Source organism: Pseudomonas sp. 5.2, from assembly GCF_059025405.1.
The window spans coordinates 36,074-59,656 of sequence record NZ_JBYBHH010000020.1 but is presented as its reverse complement, the minus strand read 5'-3'; the positions used below and the strand labels follow the sequence as shown (position 1 = coordinate 59,656).

The 23,583-nt window shown below is 60.6% G+C and carries 23 protein-coding genes; 12 read left to right on the top strand and 11 right to left on the bottom strand.

Going from position 1 to position 23,583, the window contains the following annotated elements:
* Positions 1-6 precede the first annotated feature (6 nt).
* A complete protein-coding gene (locus tag AC5PZ0_RS24720; RefSeq protein ID WP_493855904.1) occupies positions 7-2,106 on the top strand; it encodes an AAA family ATPase in 2,100 nt (699 codons plus the stop codon).
* A gap of 291 nt (positions 2,107-2,397) precedes the next feature.
* On the opposite strand, the gene AC5PZ0_RS24715 is transcribed toward AC5PZ0_RS24720, so the two are convergent.
* Positions 2,398-3,519, bottom strand: a complete 1,122-nt coding sequence (locus tag AC5PZ0_RS24715) for a tyrosine-type recombinase/integrase (RefSeq protein WP_493855963.1) — start codon at positions 3,517-3,519, stop codon at positions 2,398-2,400.
* A gap of 101 nt (positions 3,520-3,620) precedes the next feature.
* On the opposite strand from AC5PZ0_RS24715, the gene dusA reads away from it, so the two are divergent.
* The 4 genes from dusA (at position 3,621) to AC5PZ0_RS24695 (ending at position 8,116) form a co-directional block, all read left to right on the top strand.
* Positions 3,621-4,631, top strand: a complete 1,011-nt coding sequence (gene dusA, locus AC5PZ0_RS24710; RefSeq protein ID WP_493855903.1) for a tRNA dihydrouridine(20/20a) synthase DusA — start codon at positions 3,621-3,623, stop codon at positions 4,629-4,631.
* A gap of 25 nt (positions 4,632-4,656) precedes the next feature.
* A complete protein-coding gene (locus AC5PZ0_RS24705; protein WP_265970312.1) occupies positions 4,657-4,917 on the top strand; it encodes a hypothetical protein in 261 nt (86 codons plus the stop codon).
* 227 nt (positions 4,918-5,144) lie between these two features.
* Positions 5,145-6,071 carry a transaldolase gene (gene tal / locus AC5PZ0_RS24700; RefSeq protein WP_493855902.1) on the top strand — a complete coding sequence of 309 codons (927 nt, stop codon included), beginning with the start codon at positions 5,145-5,147 and terminating at the stop codon, positions 6,069-6,071.
* 179 nt (positions 6,072-6,250) lie between these two features.
* Entirely contained in the window at positions 6,251-8,116 is a 1,866-nt protein-coding gene (locus AC5PZ0_RS24695) for an alkaline phosphatase D family protein (protein WP_493855901.1), read from the top strand.
* 117 nt (positions 8,117-8,233) lie between these two features.
* Here the strand turns inward: AC5PZ0_RS24695 and rssC are convergent, their stop codons facing one another.
* A complete protein-coding gene (gene rssC / locus AC5PZ0_RS24690; RefSeq protein ID WP_027596601.1) occupies positions 8,234-8,716 on the bottom strand; it encodes an anti-sigma factor antagonist RssC in 483 nt (160 codons plus the stop codon).
* Positions 8,713-9,897, bottom strand: a complete 1,185-nt coding sequence (gene rssB / locus AC5PZ0_RS24685) for a two-component system response regulator RssB (RefSeq protein ID WP_027596602.1) — start codon at positions 9,895-9,897, stop codon at positions 8,713-8,715. Before rssB ends, rssC begins: the two co-directional genes overlap by 4 nt.
* Before the next feature lie 270 nt (positions 9,898-10,167).
* Between rssB and AC5PZ0_RS24680 the strand changes: the two genes are divergently transcribed.
* Positions 10,168-10,467: a PilZ domain-containing protein gene (locus AC5PZ0_RS24680; RefSeq protein WP_099430026.1), complete on the top strand. Its 300-nt coding sequence runs from the start codon at positions 10,168-10,170 to the stop codon at positions 10,465-10,467.
* A 44-nt stretch (positions 10,468-10,511) separates the two neighbouring features.
* On the opposite strand, the gene AC5PZ0_RS24675 is transcribed toward AC5PZ0_RS24680, so the two are convergent.
* Positions 10,512-11,219 (bottom strand): MlaA family lipoprotein, encoded by a 708-nt coding sequence (locus tag AC5PZ0_RS24675; RefSeq protein ID WP_085274220.1) that lies wholly within the window; start codon positions 11,217-11,219, stop codon positions 10,512-10,514.
* A 191-nt stretch (positions 11,220-11,410) separates the two neighbouring features.
* Between AC5PZ0_RS24675 and pcrP the strand changes: the two genes are divergently transcribed.
* The gene (gene pcrP / locus AC5PZ0_RS24670; RefSeq protein WP_265970347.1) at positions 11,411-11,974 is read left to right on the top strand and encodes an HAD superfamily inactivated hydrolase PcrP; all 564 of its coding nucleotides are present in this window, start codon (positions 11,411-11,413) and stop codon (positions 11,972-11,974) included.
* A 122-nt stretch (positions 11,975-12,096) separates the two neighbouring features.
* A complete protein-coding gene (locus AC5PZ0_RS24665) occupies positions 12,097-12,360 on the top strand; it encodes a DUF4404 family protein (protein WP_003248815.1) in 264 nt (87 codons plus the stop codon).
* Positions 12,361-12,497: 137 nt separating this feature from the next.
* Here the strand turns inward: AC5PZ0_RS24665 and queF are convergent, their stop codons facing one another.
* The gene (queF, locus tag AC5PZ0_RS24660; RefSeq protein WP_493855900.1) at positions 12,498-13,328 is read right to left on the bottom strand and encodes an NADPH-dependent 7-cyano-7-deazaguanine reductase QueF; all 831 of its coding nucleotides are present in this window, start codon (positions 13,326-13,328) and stop codon (positions 12,498-12,500) included.
* A gap of 67 nt (positions 13,329-13,395) precedes the next feature.
* Positions 13,396-13,902: a cupredoxin domain-containing protein gene (locus AC5PZ0_RS24655; protein ID WP_493855899.1), complete on the bottom strand. Its 507-nt coding sequence runs from the start codon at positions 13,900-13,902 to the stop codon at positions 13,396-13,398.
* Positions 13,903-14,064: 162 nt separating this feature from the next.
* Between AC5PZ0_RS24655 and cinR the strand changes: the two genes are divergently transcribed.
* Complete coding sequence (cinR, locus tag AC5PZ0_RS24650) at positions 14,065-14,745, top strand: two-component system response regulator CinR (protein ID WP_099430029.1); 681 nt, start codon at positions 14,065-14,067, stop codon at positions 14,743-14,745.
* Positions 14,742-16,094 carry a heavy metal sensor histidine kinase gene (locus AC5PZ0_RS24645; protein WP_493855898.1) on the top strand — a complete coding sequence of 451 codons (1,353 nt, stop codon included), beginning with the start codon at positions 14,742-14,744 and terminating at the stop codon, positions 16,092-16,094. Before cinR ends, AC5PZ0_RS24645 begins: the two co-directional genes overlap by 4 nt.
* A 137-nt stretch (positions 16,095-16,231) precedes the next feature.
* On the opposite strand, the gene AC5PZ0_RS24640 is transcribed toward AC5PZ0_RS24645, so the two are convergent.
* From AC5PZ0_RS24640 to AC5PZ0_RS24630, 3 genes are read right to left on the bottom strand one after another with little or no spacing between them, the layout of a single operon-like run.
* Positions 16,232-17,473, bottom strand: coding sequence for a lipoprotein-releasing ABC transporter permease subunit (locus AC5PZ0_RS24640; protein ID WP_027596610.1), 1,242 nt, complete (start codon positions 17,471-17,473; stop codon positions 16,232-16,234).
* Between the two features lie 56 nt (positions 17,474-17,529).
* Positions 17,530-18,213, bottom strand: coding sequence for a lipoprotein-releasing ABC transporter ATP-binding protein LolD (gene lolD / locus AC5PZ0_RS24635; RefSeq protein ID WP_172960376.1), 684 nt, complete (start codon positions 18,211-18,213; stop codon positions 17,530-17,532).
* 7 nt (positions 18,214-18,220) lie between these two features.
* Positions 18,221-19,471: a lipoprotein-releasing ABC transporter permease subunit gene (locus AC5PZ0_RS24630; RefSeq protein WP_493855897.1), complete on the bottom strand. Its 1,251-nt coding sequence runs from the start codon at positions 19,469-19,471 to the stop codon at positions 18,221-18,223.
* 93 nt (positions 19,472-19,564) lie between these two features.
* Between AC5PZ0_RS24630 and AC5PZ0_RS24625 the strand changes: the two genes are divergently transcribed.
* Both AC5PZ0_RS24625 and AC5PZ0_RS24620 read left to right on the top strand, forming a co-directional pair.
* Positions 19,565-20,149: a PilZ domain-containing protein gene (locus AC5PZ0_RS24625; RefSeq protein WP_493855896.1), complete on the top strand. Its 585-nt coding sequence runs from the start codon at positions 19,565-19,567 to the stop codon at positions 20,147-20,149.
* Between the two features lie 30 nt (positions 20,150-20,179).
* Positions 20,180-20,896, top strand: coding sequence for a glycerophosphodiester phosphodiesterase (locus tag AC5PZ0_RS24620; RefSeq protein WP_027596614.1), 717 nt, complete (start codon positions 20,180-20,182; stop codon positions 20,894-20,896).
* 48 nt (positions 20,897-20,944) lie between these two features.
* On the opposite strand, the gene sthA is transcribed toward AC5PZ0_RS24620, so the two are convergent.
* A complete protein-coding gene (sthA, locus tag AC5PZ0_RS24615) occupies positions 20,945-22,339 on the bottom strand; it encodes a Si-specific NAD(P)(+) transhydrogenase (RefSeq protein WP_027596615.1) in 1,395 nt (464 codons plus the stop codon).
* Between the two features lie 201 nt (positions 22,340-22,540).
* A complete protein-coding gene (locus tag AC5PZ0_RS24610) occupies positions 22,541-23,539 on the bottom strand; it encodes an FAD:protein FMN transferase (RefSeq protein ID WP_493855895.1) in 999 nt (332 codons plus the stop codon).
* Between the last annotated feature and the right edge of the window lie 44 nt (positions 23,540-23,583).

Genomic DNA, 23,583 nt, shown 5'->3' with positions numbered 1-23,583 from the left:
GTAAAAATGAAAATAAAATCATTGTCAATTGAAAACTTTCGAGGAATAAGCAAGGTTGAGATCGAAAATCTTGGGGACACCATAATTATTGCAGGCCAAAATGGGTCAGGTAAATCCTGTATATTTGACGCAATAAGACTTCTCAAAAGCTGCTATGGTGGATACCAACAGAATGAATGGCAACATTTCTTTGGGGAATTTGCAATTCAACTTCATGGAGGCTCAAGAAATCTTAATGGCTTGTTCAATGATACATCCAAGCCTTTAAAGATAAAATGTGAATTTATCCTCAGGGACAATGAAAAAGAATACATCTCCAGCAATGCCGAAAGCCTTTTAGAACAAACAATATGGCAAACATTACTACCTGAAGCCTTTCAATATGGCGGCCACCACAAGGCGCTATTTTCCGCTCAATTTAGAGAGCGACAACCTGAGGTTACTAACAGGGTATCTCAAGAACTCCCCCTATTAATGGAGGCTCTTTCAAAAAACAGCACACTTGGAATTGTAACTATTGACCCTCAAGGCCACATTTATGTGGAAGATTCCCGCCTTCTTACGGTTGCATTTACCAATTACAAGCCTCGAGACATTGGCGTCATAGACTTTCATGGCGCACAGAGACACTATGGCCGAGAAACAGTTCAAGGTATCAACCTTAACCTAGAGCAAACTAATCAGCAATACAGCCAACACACCCTGTACAACTATAACAACAAATACAATAACGTAAAAAGCGAAATGGCTGGCAATTTCATCAAGGAAATTCTTGCAGAGAAAGCGTTGCCCTCCGGAGGTGACCAATCTTCTTCGCTGACGTCGACACTTAAAGAGCTTTTCGAATCATTCTTTCCGGAAAAAAAGTTTCTGGGCCCTCAACCTACGCCAGAAGGTAGCCTTTCATTTCCAGTCATCACCCCCAACGGAACTGTGCATGACTTGGATGAACTTAGCTCCGGCGAGAAAGAAATTCTATACGGCTATCTTCGCATCAGAAGCTCAGCACCACGTGACTCGATTATCCTCTTAGATGAACCTGAGCTACACCTAAACCCCAGGCTAATCCGAGGACTTCCAGAGTTTTATAGAAAGCACCTTGGCGAGGCACTTAAAAATCAGTTGTGGCTGGTGACGCATTCTGATGCCTTGATTAGAGAGGCAGTAGGGAAACCGGGCTTCAATGTTTTCCATATGAGTCCATGTGGATCAGAACAACCGGGATCATCTCAGCTGAAAGCCTTAACCGTCGGCAAAGATCTCGAGATGGCCACTGCGGACTTAGTGGGGGACTTAGCAGCATATAGGCCGGGCGGCAAAGGATTGATTTTTGAAGGTGGGGGTGATTCTGATTTTGACAAGTCTATCGCCGCCTCTCTTTTCCCCGAAGAGCTTCGAGGAATAAACTTAATTTCAGGGACAAATAAAAATCGGGTTAAGGCGTTACATGAAATCCTTGCTCGCGCCTATGAACGCGGCCACCAGCCTACCAAATATTACGCAATAGTAGATCGCGACTCAGAAACAAGCCCAGATTCGGGCGGAGGGGTAAACCGATTTGAATGGGATGTATACCACATCGAAAACTACCTACTCCACCCAGAGTTTATTTCCGAGGTCATTAACACCCTCAATATGGGAGAGACTCAGTGTAACAAAGACTCTGTGCGGGATAAGCTAAATCAAGCCGCACGCAAAGTAGTGCCGCAAATGATCATACGAAAAATGCGCTCACATGCCAACTCTAAGATCGTACAATCCATTGATCTAGGCTTTTCCCCAGAGACTTCTAATGTCTCTGAAGATTTACACAAAGCCATTACCCGCTCAATGGAGAGGATCAAAAACCAAGCAAACACATCTCTTCTTGAGTCAGAACTCAAAACCTTGGAGAATGATATTCGCACCGAAATGGATGAAAGTTTTACCAATGGGGCTTGGCTGCAAAACATTCCGGGGCGAGACATACTAAAACAATATATATCTATTGAAGGCATCTCTATAAACTACGAGATCTTCAGAAATCTGATCGTAGCTAAGATGGTAGAGAAAGGCTACAAGCCCGAAGGGATGAGCCGAATAATAAATCAAATAGCTAACGACTAGCTTACACATATTAGCCATGAGATACACGGCCAACCTTACGCATCTGACGCGAAGTGAGCCATGATATTCTGGGGAGTGCGCTTCTAACCGAAACTACATTTCGTTTAGGCGAGCCAATGGCGGATCGAGAATGGCCACTCCTGAAATACCCATTGGACCGAGGCGTCTGAATGCTTGTAGCAGATAATGCCGCCTCGTGCCGATCAAACCATACAATGCACTGACGAGATCAGGCCCAACTGACTAATCAATGCAAGTACAAGTTATGGTCAAATTTGCGTCCCCAATCAACTACTCAACCCGGGCGCCTAAGGTTACTGGAGCCTGGATAATCCGCTCTAACCAACTCCATTCCATATATCGATCGCCACGCCCCCTCAGATGGGTATAACGCCGCAGCGAGTTCCAGTCACGATGGCCGGAAACACTTGATACGCGCGGAATATCCCAATCCATTTCGAACAACCGGCTCACACCTTCGTGGCGCAGATCGTGAAAATGCAGGTCCTCCACGCCAACCATCTTGCATGCCCTGGACCAGGCCGTGCCGATTGAGTCGGTGTTGTACGGGAAGATCTCAGCGCACTGACGTGGCATGCTCTGCACAATGGCCCACGCCTCATCCGGCAGATGGCACCACACATCGTTGCCGATCTTCTGACCAGGGTTCTTCATGTCCCGCACCTTCACCGCTTGGCGGTGCTCATCCAGATCTTCCCACAAGATGCGCGCAATCTCGTCCATACGGCGCGTGGAGAAGACGGCAAACGCCACGACCTTCGGCATGTGAATGACAGTCGGACGCCGTGCAAGCATCTCGAAAAAGTGCTCAAGCACCTTGTCGAGTTCTTCAAGCGTTGGCCTGCGATCCCGCTCCCGGCTCTTCATGTTGTAGCCGAGGCGTTTCAGGACAAGGCGTGCGTCGGGCATAGCTTGGGGGTTGATCTCGTACTCCCACGCTGCCCTAGCAAGCGACAACACGGAACCCAGATGAGCCAGATCATTGCCGGCTGTCTGCGGTTTGATGCCACCACCTGCGGGGCTCATACGCCATAGGGCATAGTCCACCAGCACCTGCTGGCTGATGTCGGAGTCGACCATCTCACCCAGGTAGCTGTTCTTAATGGCGTTCAACGTGCGTCGCTTGGTCTCGCCCAGAGGCCGGGCTTTCTCTGCCTCGACCAGGTAACGGTCGATCATCTGCTTGACCGTGTGCCCTACCCGGTTGGCGCGCTCGATAGCACCAGGCTCAGACAGCTCGGTTTCCCGTCGCTTCGCCCAGGCCACTGCAGCCTGTTTGCGGGCGAACGTTTGGCTCTCTTGGTAGACTGTCACCTTGTCGCGATTAATGCGGATCTGGACGAGGTAGCTGCTGCTGCCATCGGCCTTTTTACGCGTTCTGATCGTTGCCATCTGAGATTGGTACACGTCGTCTATCGGTTGGTACATTGTACCAAGCGCTTGGTAAAAACGCCCAAAAACCCCGAAAATTGGTACAAAACACGTTGAACGAAATGACCGCAAAATCAGGCTACAAGCCAGAAATCACGTGCCCTGAGCCGTCACGCCGCTTCAGCGTTGCACCTATGATGGACTGGACAGACCGCCACTGCCGCTTCTTCCTGCGCCTGCTCTCCAAGCACACCCTGCTCTACACCGAAATGGTCACCACCGGCGCCCTACTCCACAACGACGCCCACCGTTTCCTGCGCCACGACGTGTCCGAGCACCCGCTGGCCCTGCAACTGGGCGGCAGCGTGCCGGCCGACCTGGCGGCCTGTGCGCGCCTGGCCGAGGAGGCGGGCTACGACGAGGTCAACCTTAACGTTGGCTGCCCGAGCGACCGGGTGCAGAACAACATGATCGGTGCGTGCCTGATGGCCCACCCGGCGCTGGTGGCGGATTGCGTCAAGGCAATGCGCGATGCGGTGTCGACGCCGGTGACGGTGAAGCACCGTATCGGCATCAATGGCCGTGACAGCTATGCCGAGCTGTGCGATTTCGTCGGCCAGGTGCGCGAGGCTGGGTGCCGGAGTTTTACCGTGCATGCGCGGATTGCGATTCTTGAAGGGCTGTCGCCCAAGGAGAACCGTGAGGTGCCACCTTTGCGCTACGACGTGGCGGCGCAGCTGAAAGCGGACTTCCCGGACCTTGAGATCGTGCTTAACGGCGGGATCAAGACGCTGGCGGAATGCCAGGCGCACCTTGAAACGTTCGATGGGGTGATGCTGGGGCGTGAGGCGTATCACAACCCTTACCTGCTGGCCGAGGTGGACCAGCAGTTGTTTGGCAGCGAGGCGCCGGTGATCAGCCGCAGTGAGGCGCTGGCGTTGTTGCGGCCTTATATCGTGGCGCACATCGAGAGCGGTGGGGCCATGCATCACGTCACCCGGCATATTCTGGGGCTGGCCCAGGGCTTCAAGGGGGCGCGGCGGTTCCGGCAGTTGTTGTCGGCGGATATTCACAAGGCGCCAGAGCCGTTGGTGGTGTTTGATCAGGCAGCGGAGTTAATGCAGGGTCATTGATGAATGAACCAGGGATGGATTGGCAATGAAGAAAAGGCGCACGCGTTCGCAAGGCAGCTTGGGTGTGGCAGTGGCGATCTTTGCCCCGGTGGGCATCATTCTGGCGGTCGCCTCGCAATACCCGACAATGATCGAGCGCAGGGTTGAGGCGAGAAAGGCGCAGGCGCGTGCGGCACAGCCGGCGCCTCGCCCTGAGGGGACCACGCTGGAAATTATCATGCCCGACGGCCAACGGCTCCAGGAAGGGCAATCGGGCACCTTGGGCGAAGCCCTGAAAAGCAGGTAGTCGGCAGCCTTGGGAACCTCGGGGCTGTGGGTGAATCGAATCATCACCTTGCGTAGAACTTCAGGGGCTTGCCTGCTGAGCTGGGCTGAGACCTTGGGGCTGCTGCGTAACCCATTCGCGACGCATGGCCGCGCCCACACGCGGTTTGCCCGAGCGGCTTCGACGGGCCTTGAGCGGCCGCCGGGGCTCGGGTAATGTCGAGCCATTGCACAGGACAGAGCACGCCCATGACCTCCAAGCTGGAACAACTCAAGCAGTTCACCACCGTGGTCGCCGACACCGGGGACCTGGACGCCATCACCCGCCTGAAACCGGTCGATGCCACCACCAACCCGTCGCTGCTGCTCAAAGCCGCCGCCATCCCCGGCTATGCCGACCTGCTCAAGCAGGTAAAAGGTGATGCCAAGGGCGATGTGGACCTGGCCTGCGACAAGTTCGCGGTCGCGGTCGGTTCTGGGATCCTCAAAGTCATCCCTGGCCGTATCTCCACCGAAGTGGATGCGCGCTTGTCGTTCGATGAGCCGGCCCTGCTGGCCAAGGCCCGCCAGTTGATCGCGCTGTACGACGCCGCCGGGGTCAGTAAAGACCGCGTGCTGATCAAGCTGGCCTCGACGTGGGAAGGCATCCGCGCCGCCGAGAAGCTGGAGAAGGAAGGCATCCAGACCAACCTGACCCTGCTGTTCTCCTTCGCCCAGGCCCAAGCCTGCGCCGATGCCGGGGTGTTCCTGATCTCGCCGTTCGTGGGCCGTATCTACGACTGGTACAAGAAGAGCACCGGCAAGGAATACGTCGGTGCCGAGGACCCGGGCGTGCAGTCGGTCACGCGCATCTACGACTACTACAAGACCAATGGCTACGACACCGTGGTCATGGGTGCCAGCTTCCGCAACATCGGCCAAATCGAGCAACTGGCAGGCTGCGACCGCCTGACCATCAGCCCCGAACTGCTGCAGCAGTTGAGCGATGACCAAGGCGAACTGCCGCGCGTGCTCAAGCCGGGCAACACGGGCGAGGCCAAGCAGGTATTGAGCGAGAGCCAGTTCCGCTGGGCGATGAACGAAGATGCCATGGGCACCGAGAAGCTGGCCGAGGGTATTCGCCAGTTCGCGCGGGATCAGGAGAAGCTGGAGAAGTTGATGGCTGAAAAGGCCTGATACATTTTGGGTTTGCCTGACGGGCGGGAAATGTTCAGCATTTTCCGCCCGTTTTTGGTTTGGCGCTAAGGTGCGCCAGGCTTCCGAGGTATTTTGAATTCGATGGCCTATTCGCGGGCAAGCCCGCTCCCACCGGTACCGTGCTGCGTGAATGGGCTGTCTAGCCACCAGAGCTGTTGATGACCTCTTCCCTACCCCTCGTTCTCGCCGGCCCGGTACTGCGCCGCCTGGAGCCACAGCGCCTGGCCATTTGGCTGGTCGCAACGCAACCCTTGCAACCTGAATTTGCCCTTGATGGCGTAGAACACTCGGCCAAGGTCACTTGCCAGGTGATCCCGATAGGCCAGCACGCGTTTATTCATTTGCTGGACATCCACGTTGCCCAGCCGCTCCCCTGCAACCAGACGCTGGGCTACGACCTGCGCATCAATGGCCAGGGCATCGCAGACTGGGCACCCCACATGCTCTACCCCGGCGAAACGCGCCCACACTTCGTGTTGCGTGATCGCCTGAACCATTTGCTGCACGGTTCTTGCCGCAAGCCGCACCACCCCGCCGCCGACGGCCTGCTCTGCGCCGACCGTTTGCTGCAACAGTGCCAACACCCCGAACAACGCCCCGCGGTGCTGCTGATGACCGGCGACCAGGTGTATGCCGATGATGTCGCCGGGCCCATGCTGCGCGCGATCCACGTGCTGATCGAACGCCTGGGGCTGTTCGACGAACAGCTGGACGGTGCAGTCGTCGCCGACAGCGCGGCGCTCTATCGCCACCCGGCCAGTTACTACCACCGCGCCGACTTGCTGCCCGCGCAGGAACGTAACGACAGCCTGCGCGAGCGCTTTTTTGGGGGTAAACGCAAGCCGATCTTCTCGTCCAGCAACGCCGACAACCACTTGGTAACCTTCGCCGAGGTCATGGCCATGTACCTGCTGGTGTGGTCACCTGAACCCTGGCGGCTGGTCAACCTGGACATGCCCGCAGGGCTCACCGATGAACGCCAGGCGCGTTATCGGCAGGAGGTGCCACTGATCGAGGCCTTCGCCGACAACCTCGGCCAGGTGGCGCGGGTAATGGCACACCTACCGTGCCTGATGATCTTCGACGACCATGACATCACCGACGACTGGAACCTCTCGGCCCAGTGGGAAGAAACCGCCTATGGCCACCCGTTCTCGCGGCGGATCATCGGCAATGCGCTGCTGGGCTACCTGCTGTGCCAGGCCTGGGGCAACGACCCGGATGGCTGCGGGCCATTGGTCGAACGCTACCAGGCGCTGACGGGTGCGCCATTGGCCAGCCAGGCACAGGATGAACTGATCGGCGAGCTGCTGCGCTTCCAAGGCTGGCAGTTCAGCCTGCCCAGCAACCCACCCTTGCTGGTACTCGACACCCGCACCCGGCGTTGGCGCAGCGAAACCAGCCTGGCCAAGCCTTCGGGCCTGCTCGACTGGGAGGCGCTGAGCGAATTGCAGCAGGCACTGCTCGATCATCCTTCAGCGATTATCGTGTCGCCGGCACCGATCTTCGGGGTAAAGCTGATAGAAACCGTGCAAAAGGTATTCAGCTGGATGGGCTACCCGTTGCTGGTGGATGCCGAGAACTGGATGGCCCACCGGGGTGCGGCACAGGTGATTCTGAATATCTTCCGCCACTCGCGCACGCCCGGGCATTACGTGGTGCTCTCAGGGGATGTGCATTATTCGTTCGTCTATGAAGTGCTGATTCGACACCGCCAACGCAGCCCGCACTTGTGGCAGATCACCAGCAGCGGGATCAAGAACGAATTCCCCAGGCGTTTGCTGGATGTGCTCGACCGGCTTAACCGCTGGCTGTATTCACCGCGCTCGCCGCTGAACTGGTTTACCAAGCGGCGGGAGATGGAAGTGGTGCCGCGTACGCCCAGCGGTAGCAAGGCGGGTGAGCGGTTGTGGAATGGTGCGGGGTTGGGGCAGGTGTTTTTTGATGAGCAGGGGCGGCCGGCACGGGTGTATCAGCTGGATGCCGGTGGGCGGGATGTGACGGAGTTTATTGGGCCGGAATGAGGGAGTTTTTAGCCTGTAGCGGCCTCTTCGCGGGGCAAGCCCGCTCCCACAGTTGAGATTTAGCGAAGAACCTGTGGGAGCGGGCTTGCCCGCGAAGAGGCCGCTACAGGCAATAAATCAGGACCGCTCCAGCGCATTCACCAGGTCATGAAACGCTTCGCGGTTGGAGTCATTGAGCCCCATGAGGATCTTGTGGGCCTCCAGCACCTTGGAGCGCACCACTTCTTCGTTCTGGTCCTGCGACGGCAAGTCGGTCAGGCACTCTGGGCACGGTATTGGGCGATCGACGATGTTGAACACCTGATCGAAGCCCATGGACTGCAACAACCGGGAAATGTCCGGGTTGGTGGTGACCACAGTCGGCAGCAGCCCCACTTTCTGGCGCGACAGGATCGACAACTTGGCCAGCAGGCCCAAGGTGGTGCTGTCGATGCTCTCGGTTTCAGTCAAATCGATGACGATGGCCGAGAAGTTCAGCGCGGTGAAAATCTTCTCGATCGTCGCATCCAGCGCCGAACACAGGGTCAGGCGCACTTCACCGACGAATTTCAGTACAAAGGTACCGCTTTGCTCGGCGAACTGAATTCTACCGGTACTCATTGAAGGTTCCTGCTCAACACCAATAGGGCGATATCATCCGGCATCTCCCCAAGCGTAGCCAATCCAAATCGTTGCCGCAGCCCATCCAGGCTGCCACCCGCTGCCTTGACGATTTCTGGCAAGGCGGCTTCTTTATCTTTGAGCGTGTCACCTGGCAAAAGGTCCAGAATGCCGTCGGACATCAAGCTGAGGCTGAACACCGGCGGCAGCTCCACCACCAAGTCCTGGTAACTGGCCTCGTCGAACAACCCCACCGGCAGGCCGCGGCCTTCCAGGTAGCGGGTATTGCCCGGGGTGTACAGCACCGGCAGCGGCAGGTGGCCGCCCACGGCATAGGTCAACAGCCCGGTGTCTTCATCGATCACGCCGCCCACCATGGTCACATGCTTGCCCAACTTGCAGTTGATCAGCCCGCGGTTGATGTGGCTGAGCACTTGCGAGGGCTTGAACTCACGCATCTTGCTCCCGCGCTTGAATTCGAACAACAGGCGCGTGGTCATGAACTTCAGCAACACCGTGACGAACGCCGACGAGGCGCCGTGCCCGGAGACATCGGCGAGGTAGAAGGCAATGCGCCGATCATCCACGCGGAAGTAGTCGGCAAAATCACCCGACAGGTACAGCGACGGGATGATCTGGTGCTCGAAGGCAAACTCGCCGGCCACCCAGGGGCTTTCCGGGAGCATGTTCATCTGCACCTGCCGGCCGGCGGTCTGGTCTTCCTGCAACAGGTGCAGGCTGGCCTCCAGCTCGCGGTTGGCGGCTTCGAGCTTGTCGCGGTAGCGCTGGTTTTCCAGCACCAGGCGCGAACGGTCAAGGGCTCGGCGCACCGAGTGCTCGAGCACGGCAAGGTCTTCCAGCGGCTTGATCAGGTAGTCGGCGGCGCCCAGGCGCAAGGCCTCGACCGCATCGCTCATCACGCCGGCACCCGACACCACGATCACCGGCAGCTGCGGCGCGCGCTCGCTGATCTGGCGGATCAGTTCGAGCCCGCCCATCTGCGGCATGCGCAGATCGCAGATCACGAGGTCGGGCTGGTGTTCTTCGAAGACCTGAAGCCCCTGCTGGCCATTACCGGCCTGGAGGACGCTGAAACCACTGTCTTCAAGATAGGCGGCGAGGCTCGCACGGACCACGTCGTCGTCATCGATGATCAGCAGCGTTGCACTGGTTTTCTGCATGTGGGCGAACGGCGCCGATTTAGGTTGGTGCAGCGGTGTCGGCAAGGCTGACGGCCAGCTACGGGAATACTCTGTGGTAACACTCTACTTGAGTTGTAGGACAAGAAGACCCGCCCGGCAACTGTCAGAGGTACCCTGTAAGGCGCAGACGGTACTCCCATCCGCCAGGCGTTTCAAGCGTGCAAGGGTCGACCTCGCTGCTCTTTACAGGGCAAATCACCGAGAGTTATAAGAAAGGCGACCCGCGCAACCTAAAGGGAAGGATGCAGCATGCCTCAGACACCCTCCAGCCACAGCGAAAAACGCGATTTCATCCGCATGCGCATCGACACCGACATCAGCCTGTTGCACCAAGGCCAGGTGATTGCAGCGGTGTGCCTGGACCTGTCCAGCGGGGGCATGCAAGTGCAGGCGCCGCAGCGTTTTCAGGTAGGGGATACGCTTGAGGTGAGGATCGATTCCGATCACAAGGCGCTGAAAGGCCTGCATGCCAGCACCGAGGTGGTGTGGATCGCCGACCAGCCCGACGGGCAGCAGAAATTCGGCCTGCGCATCCTGGCGATGCATTAACGCTGGGGCTGCTTGGCAGCCCCGATGGCTTAAATCAGAAACAATCAGAAATCATCTTCGACTTCGCCGTCCTTTACCTTGAACTCGCGGTTCTGCAGGTAGGCGTTGCGAATGAAGATGTACTTGTCGCCCTGCATCAGCTTCTCAGCCGACAACAGGCTGGCACGGGTATCGACGACATCAACCGCGAGGCTCGTGTTACGCGTCGGTACGTGGTTGATGTAGCGGTAGGGCTCGGTGTAGCTGTCCGGGTACTTGGCCAGGCCGTCACGCACGGTGCTTGGGCCCAGCAACGGGATAACCACGTAAGGGCCACTGCCCACGCCCCAGTAACCCAAGGTCTGGCCGAAATCTTCGTCGTTGCGCTGCAGGCCCATCTTGGTGCCGACGTCGAAGAAGCCACCCAGGCCAAAGGTGGTGTTGACGATCAGCCGCGCCGTGTCCACGCCCGCCGCATGCGGCTTGAGCTGCAGAATATTGTTGGCCAGGTTGGTGACATCGCCCAGGTTGCGGAAGATGTTGTGGATGCCATCTTCGAGGAACTGCGGCGTCACTGCCTGGTAGCCCTTGGCCAATGGCTTGAGGGCATAGGTGTCGACCGTATCGTTGAACCTGAAGATCGGGCGGTTGACCGCCTCCCAAGGGTCTTCCTCGGTGGCCGCTTGGGTGGCCGCCACGGGCGCCAGCAACAAGCTGGCGCAGACACAGGCCTGGGTGACTCGTTCGATCACACCGGCACCGATCCTACGCATAGATGTCTCTCCATCGAATTTCTTGGCCGCAGCCGCACCGGGCGTGCTGCTGATAAGGCGCAAGTATAAGGGCTTGCGGGCTGATCACCAGCATTACACATTTTTGCTCAAGATTTTGTGAACGTATGTTGCCTCGTCATCGGCTGGTAACAATAGCGGCATAGCCTGCGGACTATTTCAGGGAAGTTGCCATGCACGATGCGTCCGCCTTCACTGCTGTGCTGTTTGGCCTGCGTGGCTGCCTGGTCCAGGGTGCTAACGGCAACCCCCTGCCCGCGCCCGGCGCCCTGGCAACGCTCACCAGCCTGCGCCAGCGCCAGGTGCCCTGCATCTGGCTGGACGACCTGACTGCCACACAGGGCAAACGCCTGGCCACTGTGCTGCCCGACTGGCTGCCGGGGCACGCGGTCAACGGCGTGCGCTGGCCCGCGCCAAACGCCTGCTGGCAGGCGCTGATGGCACTGGAAAGCGCGCGCCTGGATGGCTGCGTACTGGTTAGCGGTGACCCTGCGCTGCTGCAATCGGGCCTAAACGCCGGCTTGTGGACCGTGGGCCTGGCGGCCTGCAGCCCGCACTGCGACCTCAGCTCCCGGCATTGGCAAGCCATGAGCCAACAGGAACAAGACCTGGCCCGTGGCAAGGCCACCCTCGCGCTGTTCAGCCTGGGCGTACACTCGGTGATCGATCACCTCGAAGCCCTGGACACCTGCCTGCAGGACATCGCCCAGCGTCGGCGCAAGGGCGAAAAACCCTGATACAGCACCTTTGACGCGGATCATGCAAAGCGGCTGCGAGTGGATTACATTGAAAGCAGGCCAGAACCTTTGCCGCTTCGCTGAGGTCCATGGCTTGCCAAGCCATTGATGGAGAAAAGCCAATGCCTGCCCGCGAATTGCAAGAGCGACTGAACAGCTTGCGCGAGCAACTGGACCGTAACGTACCGCTTTCGGAAGAGGAACTGGCCGCGCTGCATGAGGAAGCCAGACAAATTGAAGCGCAGCTGAAGCTTGAGGAAGCCACACCTGACAACAACCTGGTGGATGGCGTGAACCTGGCGATCGAGCGCTTCGAAGCCGATCACCCGGACCTGACCGCTACCCTGCGCAGCATTGCCAACTCGCTGCACAGTATGGGTATCTGAACAGCTGGGGGCGCTTCGCACCCCTTTCGCGGGCAAGCCCGCTCCTACAGGACAGCGCGGTCTAAGGACTGCACTAAAACCTGTGGGAGCGGGCTTGCCCGCGAATGGGGCGCGAAGCGCCCCCAACGGCGGTGATTTTACTGCCGAACCAGCCGCCCATTCACCGGGCTGATCGCCCCCATGCTGCGGTACGGGTTGATATCCAGCCCACCCCGGCGCACATACCGCGCATACACCGTCAAATGCTCCGGCTGCAGCAGCTTCTTCAAGTCCAGGTAAATCCGCTCCACACACTGCTCATGGAAGTCGGCATGCTGCCGGAAGCTGATCAGGTAAGTCAGCAGGCTGGCAGGGTCCAGCGCCCTGCCCTTGTACTCGACCACCACACTGCCCCAATCCGGCTGGCCGGTGACGGGGCAGTTGGACTTGAGCAAATGGCTGTGCAGGGTCTCTTCAACCACACGCTGCGCATCACAACGCAGCAACTCCGGCTGCGGCTGCTCATAGTTGCTGATGGCCACATCCAGCGCGTCGATGCACTGCCCCGGCAATGCCACAACGCCCTGAGCCTCCACCTCGGCCAACGTGCGAACCTTGACGCCGACCGGCTTGCCAGCCGCCGCAGACAAGTCTTTCTCCAGGCAGGCCTGCAGCTCGCCAATCGAGGCAAAAACCGTTTGGTTCAGCGAGTTCAGGTACAACTTGAACGACTTGGACTCGATGATATTCGGCGAGTCTGCAGGAATGGCGAACTCGCCGATCGCCACCACCGGCTTGCCCGACGGCAGCAGCCACGACAGCTCGAAGCAGTTCCAATAATCCACGCCCTGCCACGGCAGGGTCTGGGCAGTAACGCCCAGCTCGGCCCACTTGGCGGTACGCGGGATCGGGAACAGCAGCTCAGGGGAGTAGGTAGCGATGTATTCGCTGGACTTGCCCAGCGGGGAGTGTTCGGCGGCGGGATGCATGGAAACTGACCTGAAGGTTCGAAATGCCCCTAGTTTACCGTTTTTGCGCCCCGCCTTGGGCCTGATGTCACTCGATGGTCAATGGCCCGACCATCCCCGCCTGGTAATGCCCAGGTACGTTGCAGGCAAACTCGATGGGTGCCGACTTGCGGAACGTCCACGTCAGTTCGGCACGCTGGCCAGCCGGTACCAGCACGGTGTTGCCCCCGCCGTGGCCGTGGCCTTCGCCGTGGTTCATCTGGCCGTGGTCCATGCCTTCATGGTTCATGCCTGCGGTGAACAGCTTGCCTTGCATCGCAATCATTTCTTTCTGGTGCTCGGCATGCATGGCCTTGTCGCCCAGGTTGAATTCGTGGGGCAACTTGCCCTCATTGATCAACACGAAGCGCACCGTCTCGCCCGCCTTGACTTCCAGGCTTTTTGGTTCGAAGGCAATGTCCTTGAGCACCACCTCGACCGTACGGGTGGCCTTGCCAGCCGGGGCAGGCTCGCCAAAGGCGAAACTGTCGGCACTGCCCGCAAACGTGGGCAGGCTTGCCATGGCAAGGGCGGCGGCGATGAACAGGCGTTTCATGATGACTCCAAAATACACAACGTGATGAGAGCACCTTAATCAGGTGGGGCTGGCGGCTACCTGACGGGAAGATTACAACTTTGTCAGTTTGGGCGAGCGCCGACATCGTCACGTATCATTTCCCGGTAGACGCTGCGCCCCCTCCAGAACTGTGGACACTGCATGAAACTGTTGATCGTTGAAGACCAGGCCCGCACCGGCCAGTACCTGAGCCAGGGCCTCAGCGAGGCAGGCTTCGCCACCGAACTGGCGGCCGATGGCGAAACAGGCCAACACCTGGCACTGACCGGCGACCATGACTTGCTGATCCTCGACGTGATGCTGCCAGGCCGCGACGGCTGGCAGATTTTGCACGCAGTGCGCCAGGCCGGCCTGGACACCCCCGTGCTGTTCCTGACCGCCCGCGATGCGGTAGAAGACCGTGTGCACGGCCTGGAGCTGGGCGCCGACGATTACCTGGTCAAGCCGTTTGCCTTTTCCGAACTGCTGGCCCGTGTACGCAGCCTGCTGCGCCGTGGCGCCAGCCCGAGCCAGGACACCACCTTGAGCCTGGCCGACCTGCGCCTGGACCTGATCCGCCGCCGCGCCGAGCGCGCCGGCCAGCGCATCGACCTGACCGCCAAAGAGTTTGCCCTGCTCGAATTACTGCTGCGGCGCCAGGGCGAGGTGCTGCCCAAATCGCTGATTGCCTCGCAGGTCTGGGACATGAATTTCGACAGTGACACCAACGTCATCGAAGTGGCCATCCGCCGCCTGCGCCTGAAAATCGACGACCCACACGCCAGCAAGCTGATCCACACCGTGCGGGGCATGGGCTATGTGCTGGAGGAGCGTCAGGATTGATGCGCCGACTTTCCCTCGGCAGCCGCCTGGCGCTGCTGTTCGCGGCCTGCACCGCTGCCGTTTCGCTGGGGGCCGGCGTGCTGTTCAGCCGTGCCAGCGAGCAGCACTTCATCGAACTCGACCAACAGTTGCTGGAATCTCGCCTGTCGCTGTTTCGCACGCAGCTGGCCGGCGTCGTCGGGCCCGCCGAACTGGGCGCCCGCCTCCCCGCCCTGCGCGATGAACTCAGCCACCAGGCCGACTTGGCCCTGCGCATCAGCGGCCATGACGGTACGCCGTGGTTCGACAGCCGCACGCAATTGCCCGACACCACGCCACCCTCTGGGCTTGCCACTCTGCACACCGACGGCGCCGACTACCGCAGCCTGGCCATGCCCCTGAACCCGGCCGACCCGCAGTCTGCGCAGCTGACCCTGTACCTCGACATCACCCACCATCAGCACTTCCTGCAGGGCATGCAGCGCCTGATCTGGCTAACGGTCGGCCTCTCGGCCCTGGCCACCGCTCTGCTCGGTGCCTGGGCCGTACGCCGGGGGCTGAGGCCGCTGCGGCAGATGGGCCAGGTTGCGGCCAGCGTGTCGGCCCGCTCGCTGACCACCCGGCTGCCAGTGGCGCAGATGCCGGAAGAGCTGGCCGAACTGGCCACCACCGTGAACGCCATGCTGCAGCGCCTGGACGATGCCTTCCAGCGCCTGTCGGCATTCTCCGCCGACATCGCCCACGAACTGCGCACACCACTGTCCAACCTGCTGACCCACACCCAGGTCACCCTCACCCGCCCGCGCAGCCTTGAGGAATACCGCGAGGCCTTGCATGGCAACCTGGAGGAGCTGCAGTGGATGGCGCAGATGATCAACGACATGCTGTACCTGGCCAAGGCCGACCATGGCCTGCTGGTGCCTGGCCAAGCCACGCTGGCACTGCATGAAGATGTCGATGCATTGCTGGAGTACTACGCGCCGCTGGCCGAGGACCGCGACGTGACGCTGCTGCGCGAAGGCCAGCTGCTGTTGCAGGGCGACCGCCCCATGCTGCGACGCGCATTGTCGAACCTGCTCGACAATGCCTTGCGCTTCACCCCACCCGGTGGGCAGGTACGCGTGACGCTGGAGCCTGGGTTACGGGTTTGCGTGGCCAATACCGGGGCGGCAATCGCACCGACTGCATTGCCCCGCTTGTTTGACCGGTTCTACCGGGTGGACCCGGCGCGGCGCGAAGGCAGCACGGAGCACGCCGGGTTAGGGCTGGCGATCACCCGGTCGATCGTGCAGGCACATGGTGGGAGTATTCGGGCAGAGTGCGAGGGTGGCTGGACGCGGTTTGTGATCGAGTTACCTGGCAATCAATAGAACTGCAGCTCCTGCATCGGCGTGTAGGAGCAGCCTTGTGCTGCGAAGAGGCCGGTGCAGGCTGCAGCAATCTGCTTTGCCTGCACCGGCCTCTTCGCAGCACGAGGCTGCTCCTACAATGAACGCGAATCAGCGTTTCAAACCGCCAGACCAATCGCCGGCTGCACCTGGGATGCCCGATACGCCGGGTAAATGGTCGCCAAGAAGCTCATCACCAACCCCGCCGCACAGATGATCACCACATCGCCCCACTGCAGTTCCGACGGCAGGCTGCTGATGAAGTACACGTCCGACGTGAAGATATGCTGGCCGCTGACCCGCTCCAGCCAGCCAACGATCTGGCTGACGTTGAACGCGGCAATCACCCCCAGCACACCGCCGATCAAGGTCCCGACAATACCGATCAAGCTGCCCTGGACCATGAACGTACCCATGATCTGCGCAGGCGTGGCACCCAGGGTGCGCAGGATGGCGATATCCGGCCCTTTGTCGTTCACCACCATCACCAGCGTGGCAATGATGTTGAACGCCGCCACTGCGATGATCATCATCAGCAGCAGGCCGATCATGGTCTTTTCCATCTTCATGGCGCTGAACAGGCTGCCCTGGGTGTGCGACCAGTCATCGGCACGGTAGGCATCGCCTAGGCCGGCCGCGATGGCTTTGGACACCTGCGGCGCCGCATACAGGTCATGCAGCTTGAGCCGCACGCCTTGTACCTGGCCCGGCGCCCAACGCTGCATTTCGCCCGCATCGGCGACGTGAATGTACGCCTGGGAGCCATCCAGCTCTGCACCGACTTTGAAGATACCGACCACGGTCAGGCGCTGCATGCGCGGGGTGATGCCACCCGGCGCCTTGCTGATTTCCGGCACGATCAGGGTCAGCTTGTCGCCCGTGTTCAAGCGAAAACGCCGCGCGCTCAGTTCACCGAGCACCACGCCAAACTCACCTGGTTTCAGGTCCTGCAGGCGGCCCTGGACAATATGCTGGCCGACAATGGAAACCTTGCCTTCCTCTGCCGGGTCGATGCCGCTGACCTGGATCGGCTGCATCGCGCCCTTGTACGAGAGCATGCCTTCCATTTCGGTGATTGGCGCCGCGGCCATCACCGCCGGGTCCTTCAGCGCGGCATCGGCGACGGTGCGCCAGTCATCCAGCGGCTGCACGCCAAGGATACTGGCATGGGGCACCAGGCCGAGGATGCGCGAGCTCATCTCGCGCTGGAAGCCGTTCATTACCGACAGCACCACGATCATCGCCAGCACGCCCAGCGACAGGCCGATCATCGAGGTCATCGAGATGAACGAGATGAAATGGTTGCGGCGCTTGGCACGGGTGTAGCGAGCACCAATGAACAAGGGCAAGGGTCTGAACATGTAAAACACCCAATGAAAGAGTTGCGGGGCGGCTCAGGCCACCCCGTGCAAGCGGCTCAGATCGCCACCAGGTGACCGTCGTCGAGTTTCAACACACGGTCCATCTGGCGCGCCAGGTTGAGGTCGTGGGTCACCACCAGGAACGCGGTACGCGAAGCGCTGGACAGCTCCTGCATCAGTTCCTGGATGCCTTGGGCGGTGTGGTGGTCGAGGTTGCCGGTCGGTTCGTCGAGCATCACCAGGCCTGGGCGGTTGACCAGGGCGCGGGCGATCGCCACACGCTGGCGCTCACCGCCGGACAACTCGGCAGGCTTGTGGTGCAGGCGGTGGCCAAGGCCGACGCGCTTGAGCAGAGCCTCGGCGCGCTCACGCGCCTCGGGGATGGCGGTGCGGCCGATCAACAGCGGCATGCACACGTTCTCCATGGCGGTGAACTCAGGCAGCAGGTGGTGGAACTGGTAGACGAAACCCAGTGCCCGGTTGCGCAACAGGCCACGCGCCCGCTCACCCAGGGCCGACAGCTCCTCGCCCGCCAGCCAGACACTGCCCTGGGTAGGCGTGTCGAGGCCGCCAAGCAGGTTGAGCAAGGTGCTCTTGCCAGAGCCCGAGCTGCCGACGATGGCCACGCGTTCACCCGGGTGCAACTCCAGCTGCAAGCCAGACAGCACCTGCACCGACTCCGGGCCCTCGTCGTAGGACTTGCCCAGGTTGCGGCAACTCAGAACGGCTTTATCACTCATGCGCGACTCACTCATAACGTAGCGCCTCTGCAGGCTGGGTGCGGGCCGCACGCCAGGCCGGGTACAGGGTGGCGAAGAAACTCAGGACCAGTGCCGCGGCACAGACCATGTACACGTCATTGGCCATGATCTGCGACGGCAGGTAATCAATGAAATACACGTCGGCGTTGAGGAACTTGTGCCCGATCAGCTTCTCGATGCCGGCAATCGCTGCACTCACGTTGAGCGCGGCAAGAATGCCAACGCCGGCGCCGATCAAGGTGCCGATCACCCCGATCACCGTACCCTGCACCATGAAGATGGCCATGATCTGCCCAGGCGTGGCGCCGAGGGTGCGCAGGATCGCGATGTCGCCGCGCTTGTCATTGACCACCATCACCAGGGTGGAAATGATGTTGAACGCCGCCACCGCCACGATCAGCAGCAACAGCAGGCCGATCATGGCCTTTTCCATGCGGATCGCCTGGTAAAGGTTGCCATGGGTGCGGGTCCAGTCACGGCTGTAGAACTCCTGCTCGCCCAGCTGCTGGGCAATAGTCCAGGCCACGCGCGGCGCCTGGAACAGGTCGTCGAACTTCAGCCGCAGGCCTTGCACCTGGTTCGGTTTCCAGCGGTGCAGGCGGGACAGGTCGCTGATGTTGGTCAGGCCCAGGTAACCGTCGATTTCGCCGGCGCCCACGTGGAAGGTACCGACCACGGTAAAGCGCTTCATGCGCGGGAACATGCCGGCCGGGGTCACGCTGACCTCGGGGGCGACGAAGGTCAGCTTGTCGCCGATGGCCACACCCAGCTTGGCGGCGGCCTTGTCGCCGATCATGATGCCCCACTCGCCCGGTGCCAGCTGGTCGAGACGGCCTTGCTGGACGAAGTTGTCGATGATCGACACCTCGCGCTCGCGGGCCGGGTCGATGCCATTGAGCAGCACCTTCTGCACCTTGCCTTCATGGGTCAGCAGGCCCTGCATCTGGGTGAAGGGCGCTACCGCCACCACCTGCGGATTCTGCTTTACTTGTTGGGCAAGCGCAGGCCAGTCGTCAAGCGGCTGGCCGCTCTCGAGCGTGGCATGGGGAATCATGCCGAGCACGCGGGTACGCATCTCGTGGTCGAAACCGTTCATGACCGAGAGCACCACGATCATGACCACCACGCCCAGGGCGAGGCCGATCATCGAGGTCAGGGAAATGAACGAGACGAAGTGATTGCGACGTTTGGCACGGGTATAACGCGTGCCGATGAATGCGAAAAGAGGTCTGAACATGTCGGGGCTTGTTCGGATGAAAGGGAACGTCCTTGTGGCGGGGCGCTTACGGCGGCTTTACACTCGGACCACCGCCGCTACCATGGGTTCGCCATGACGACATTAGACGAAGAAGATCGCCGCGAATACTACCGCATCGCAGATCGGATCGCACTTCAAATCAACCCCTTGAGCGCGGCTGAAGCCCTTGACCCAGAAGTGTTGCAGGATGATTCGCCGCTGTTCAACCTGCTCAGCGAGCTGCACCTGTCCGACTTCGAAGCCCAGCACCTGCTGCGCCAGCTGAGTGACAAGGACCGCACCCTGGCGGCGTTTTTGCGCGCGCAAAGCAAACGCCTCGACCTGCTCAGCGCCGTGGTCGCGCAAACCCTCATCGGTGAGGTCGGCCAGCCGCAGGCAGTGGTCATCTCCGAAGGCGGCATCGAGTTCACCCAGGCCCAGGCCATCGACCCCGACACCCGCGTGAAGGTGAAGATGGTGCTGATGCCCCGCGCCCACGGCCTGCTGCTGCGCGGCAAGGTCACCCACTGCGACCCACGCCCTGACGGCGGCTTTGAGGTCGGCACCGAATTCATCGACATGACCGACGCCCAGCGCCAACTGCTGGCCCGATACATCCTGCAGCGCCAGCAACAACAACGGCGCCAGCAGTTGGAGCAGAATGACCCTGCCTCCTGAGCCTCTTCCCCTTGAATTGAAGGAACGAACGTGACCCTGATCTACGGCCATCGCGGCGCCAAGGGCGAAGCGCCCGAGAATACCCTGAACAGCTTCCGCCAGTGCCTGTCCCACGGCGTCAATCGCTGTGAACTGGACTTGCACCTGTCGGCCGACAACGAACTGATGGTGATCCACGACTCGACGCTCAAGCGCACCACCGGCCGACGCGGCAAGGTGGTCGAGCACCCGGCAGCCGACCTGGTCACCTACGACGCACGCAAAGGCGGCCCGGGCCATGTGCAGCCCTGCCCTATCCCGAAACTGGAAGAACTCTTCGAAAAATGCGCCTTCGAGCATTGGCAGCTGGAGGTCAAGAGTGCCTCGCGCACCCGCGCCGCCACCACGGTGCTGGCCATTCGTGAACTGGCCCAGCAGTACGGCCTGCTGGACAAGGTCACCATCACCTCGAGCTCACGCGACGTGCTAGGCGCCGCACAAGAGCTGGTACCCGACGTGTCTCGCGGGCTGGTGGCCGAATACGCCTGGCTCGACCCACTGAAGGTCGCGCAAAACTACGGCTGCGAGTTGCTGGCTTTGAACTGGACACTGTGCACCCCAGAGCGCCTGCTCAAAGCCCAGGGCCAGGGGTTGCATGTGTCGGTGTGGACAGTCAACGAACCGGCACTGATGCGCCGGCTCGCTGATTTTGGCGTGGACAGCCTGATTACAGACTTTCCCGGTTTGGCCAAGACCACCCTCGGGTAGGGCTGAAATCGGTATCCCCGACCGGCTCAGGCCACCGGTCGGAGCCGCTTAAAAAAGCCGGTTCAGGCCGTCGTAGGCAGCTACCCGATAGGCTTCGGCCATGGTCGGGTAGTTGAACGTGGTGTTGACGAAGTACTTCAGGTTATTCAGCTCGCCCGGCTGGTTCATGATCGCCTGGCCGATATGGACGATTTCCGAAGCCTGGTAGCCGAAGCAGTGCACGCCGAGGATTTCCAGGGTTTCGCGGTGGAACAGGATCTTCAGCATGCCCTGTGGCTCGCCGGCGATCTGCGCGCGGGCCATGCCCTTGAAGAAGGCCTTGCCCACTTCGTACGGCACTTTGGCCTGGGTCAGTTCCTGCTCGTTCTTGCCGATCGAGCTGATCTCCGGAATGGTGTAGATACCGGTCGGCACGTCATTGACGAAGCGCCAGCTGCCATTGTCGACGATGCTGCCCGCTGCCGAACGGCCCTGGTCATGGGCGGCACTGGCCAGGCTCGGCCAACCGATCACGTCACCGGCACCGTAGATGTTCGACACGGTGGTGCGGTAGGCCTCGTCGACCTCGATCTGGCCACGGCTGTTGACCTTGATGCCGATGTTTTCCAGGCCCAGCTTGTCGGTGTTGCCGGTACGGCCGTTGCACCACAGCAAGGCGTCGGCCTTGATCTTCTTGCCCGATTTCAGGTGCAGGATCACACCGTTGTCCAAGCCTTCGACCCGGTCGTACTCCTCGTTGTGGCGCACGGTGATGTTGTTGTTGCTGAAGTGGTAGCTCAGCGCCTGGGAAATTTCCGAATCCAGGAAGCTCAGCAACTGGCCACGGTTATCGACCAGTTCGACCAGCACACCCAGGCCGCTGAAGATCGAGGCGTATTCGCAACCGATCACACCGGCGCCGTAAACGATCAGTTTGCGCGGGGTGTGGCTGAGGCTGAGGATGGTGTCGCTGTCATAGACGCGCGGGTGGTGGAAGTCGATGTCGGCCGGGCGATACGGGCGCGAGCCGGTGGCGATGATGATCTGCTTGGCGTTGAGCTTTTCGACCACTCCGTTGGGGCAGACCACTTCGATGGTCTGCTCGTCGGCGAAGCTGCCGGTGCCGAAGAACAGGTCGACACGGTTGCGAGCGTAGTAGCCGGTGCGCGAAGCGACCTGCTTGGCAATGACCTTTTCGGCGCTCTTGAGCACGTCCGGGAAGGAGAACCAGCGCGGCTCGCCGATGGCGCGGAACATCGGGTTGGTGTTGAACTGCATGATCTGCCGCACCGAGTGACGCAGTGCCTTGGACGGGATGGTGCCCAAGTGGGTGCAGTTGCCGCCGACCTGGCGACGGCTGTCGACCATCGCCACCTTGCGCCCTGCTTTGGCGGCGTTCATTGCCGCGCCTTCTCCGGCCGGGCCGGAACCCAGCACCACTACGTCGTAGTTGTAGACAGCCATGCGTACTCCTTCAGAACTGGCCCGCGAGTCACGGTGGCTCGCGGGGCGCGATCATGTCGCCGGGGCGCCATGAGAAAATTCGGTTGCAGTCTAATCAAGCGTGAACGCCGCGCACATTAACCCTTGGTCGCGTCGTAGGCCAATTTTGCCTGCACTACATGTGGTTCACCGATTCCCTGGCGATCATCCATCCTTGCGCTTTCACTCGCCTTTCATTGCCCGCGCAAACGCTGGGGTCGCTCGGGAGACGAAGCCACCCTCGGCCCGAGTCACCAATACGGCGGCAAGGTTATGGCTGACGGCGAAATCCCAGCCGCGCTCGGGGCCGAGAATCAGCAGCAGGGTCGAGAACCCGTCAGCCTTCAGCGCCGAGGCGTCGAGCACAGTGGCCGCAGCCAGGTCGTGCGCGACCGGGCGCCCGAGACGGGCATCGAAGGTGTGCGAATAGCGCCGGCCATTCTGCTCGAAATAGTGGCGATAGTCACCCGAGGTCGATACCGAAAGGCCATCCACCGGGATGACTTGGCGGGCGATCTGGCGGTCTTCACGGGGCAGCTCGAGGGCGATGCGCCACGGGCTGCCATCGGGTTTGCGGCCAACCGCCTTGAGCTCGCCGGTGGCTTCGGCGATGAAACTGCTGATGCCCATGGCCTGCAGGCGCTGGGCGATCAGGTCAACCGCGTGGCCGGCAGCGATGCTGTTGAAATCCAGCTCCACCGGGGCATCCTTGCACAATGCCTGGCCTTCGATGCGCAGGTGCTGGTAGCCCACGCGCAGGCGCGCCTGGGCCAGGGCTCGCGGGTCGGGCACCTGCTCGTGACGGGCCTGGGGGCCGAAGCCCCAGAGGTCGAGTAGCGGCTCAATAGTGAGGTCGAAGGCGCCGGCACTTTGCGCCGCCAACTGCTGGCCGAAGCGGACCAGGTCGAGCATGTCTGATGGCAAAGCCAGGCATTGATTGGTCGGCAGCTGGTTGAACTGGCTGACAGTGGAATCGCTGCGGTAGGTGGAATAGTGCTGGTCGATGTCCTGGAGGATGGTTTCGACGGCTGCCTGTACCTGGGCTGGGGCCGGGCCACCGGGGGCGCGGACGTACTGGATGCTGTAGCTGCTGCCCATGGTCGGGCCGCCCAGGCGCTCCAGGGTCGGGCCCTGGTTGCAGGCGGTGAGGAGCATCAGGATGAACAGGAGGGCTGTGCGCAAATTCGGGCTCTCGGTCGCCGACACTGGCCTCTTCGCGGGTAAAC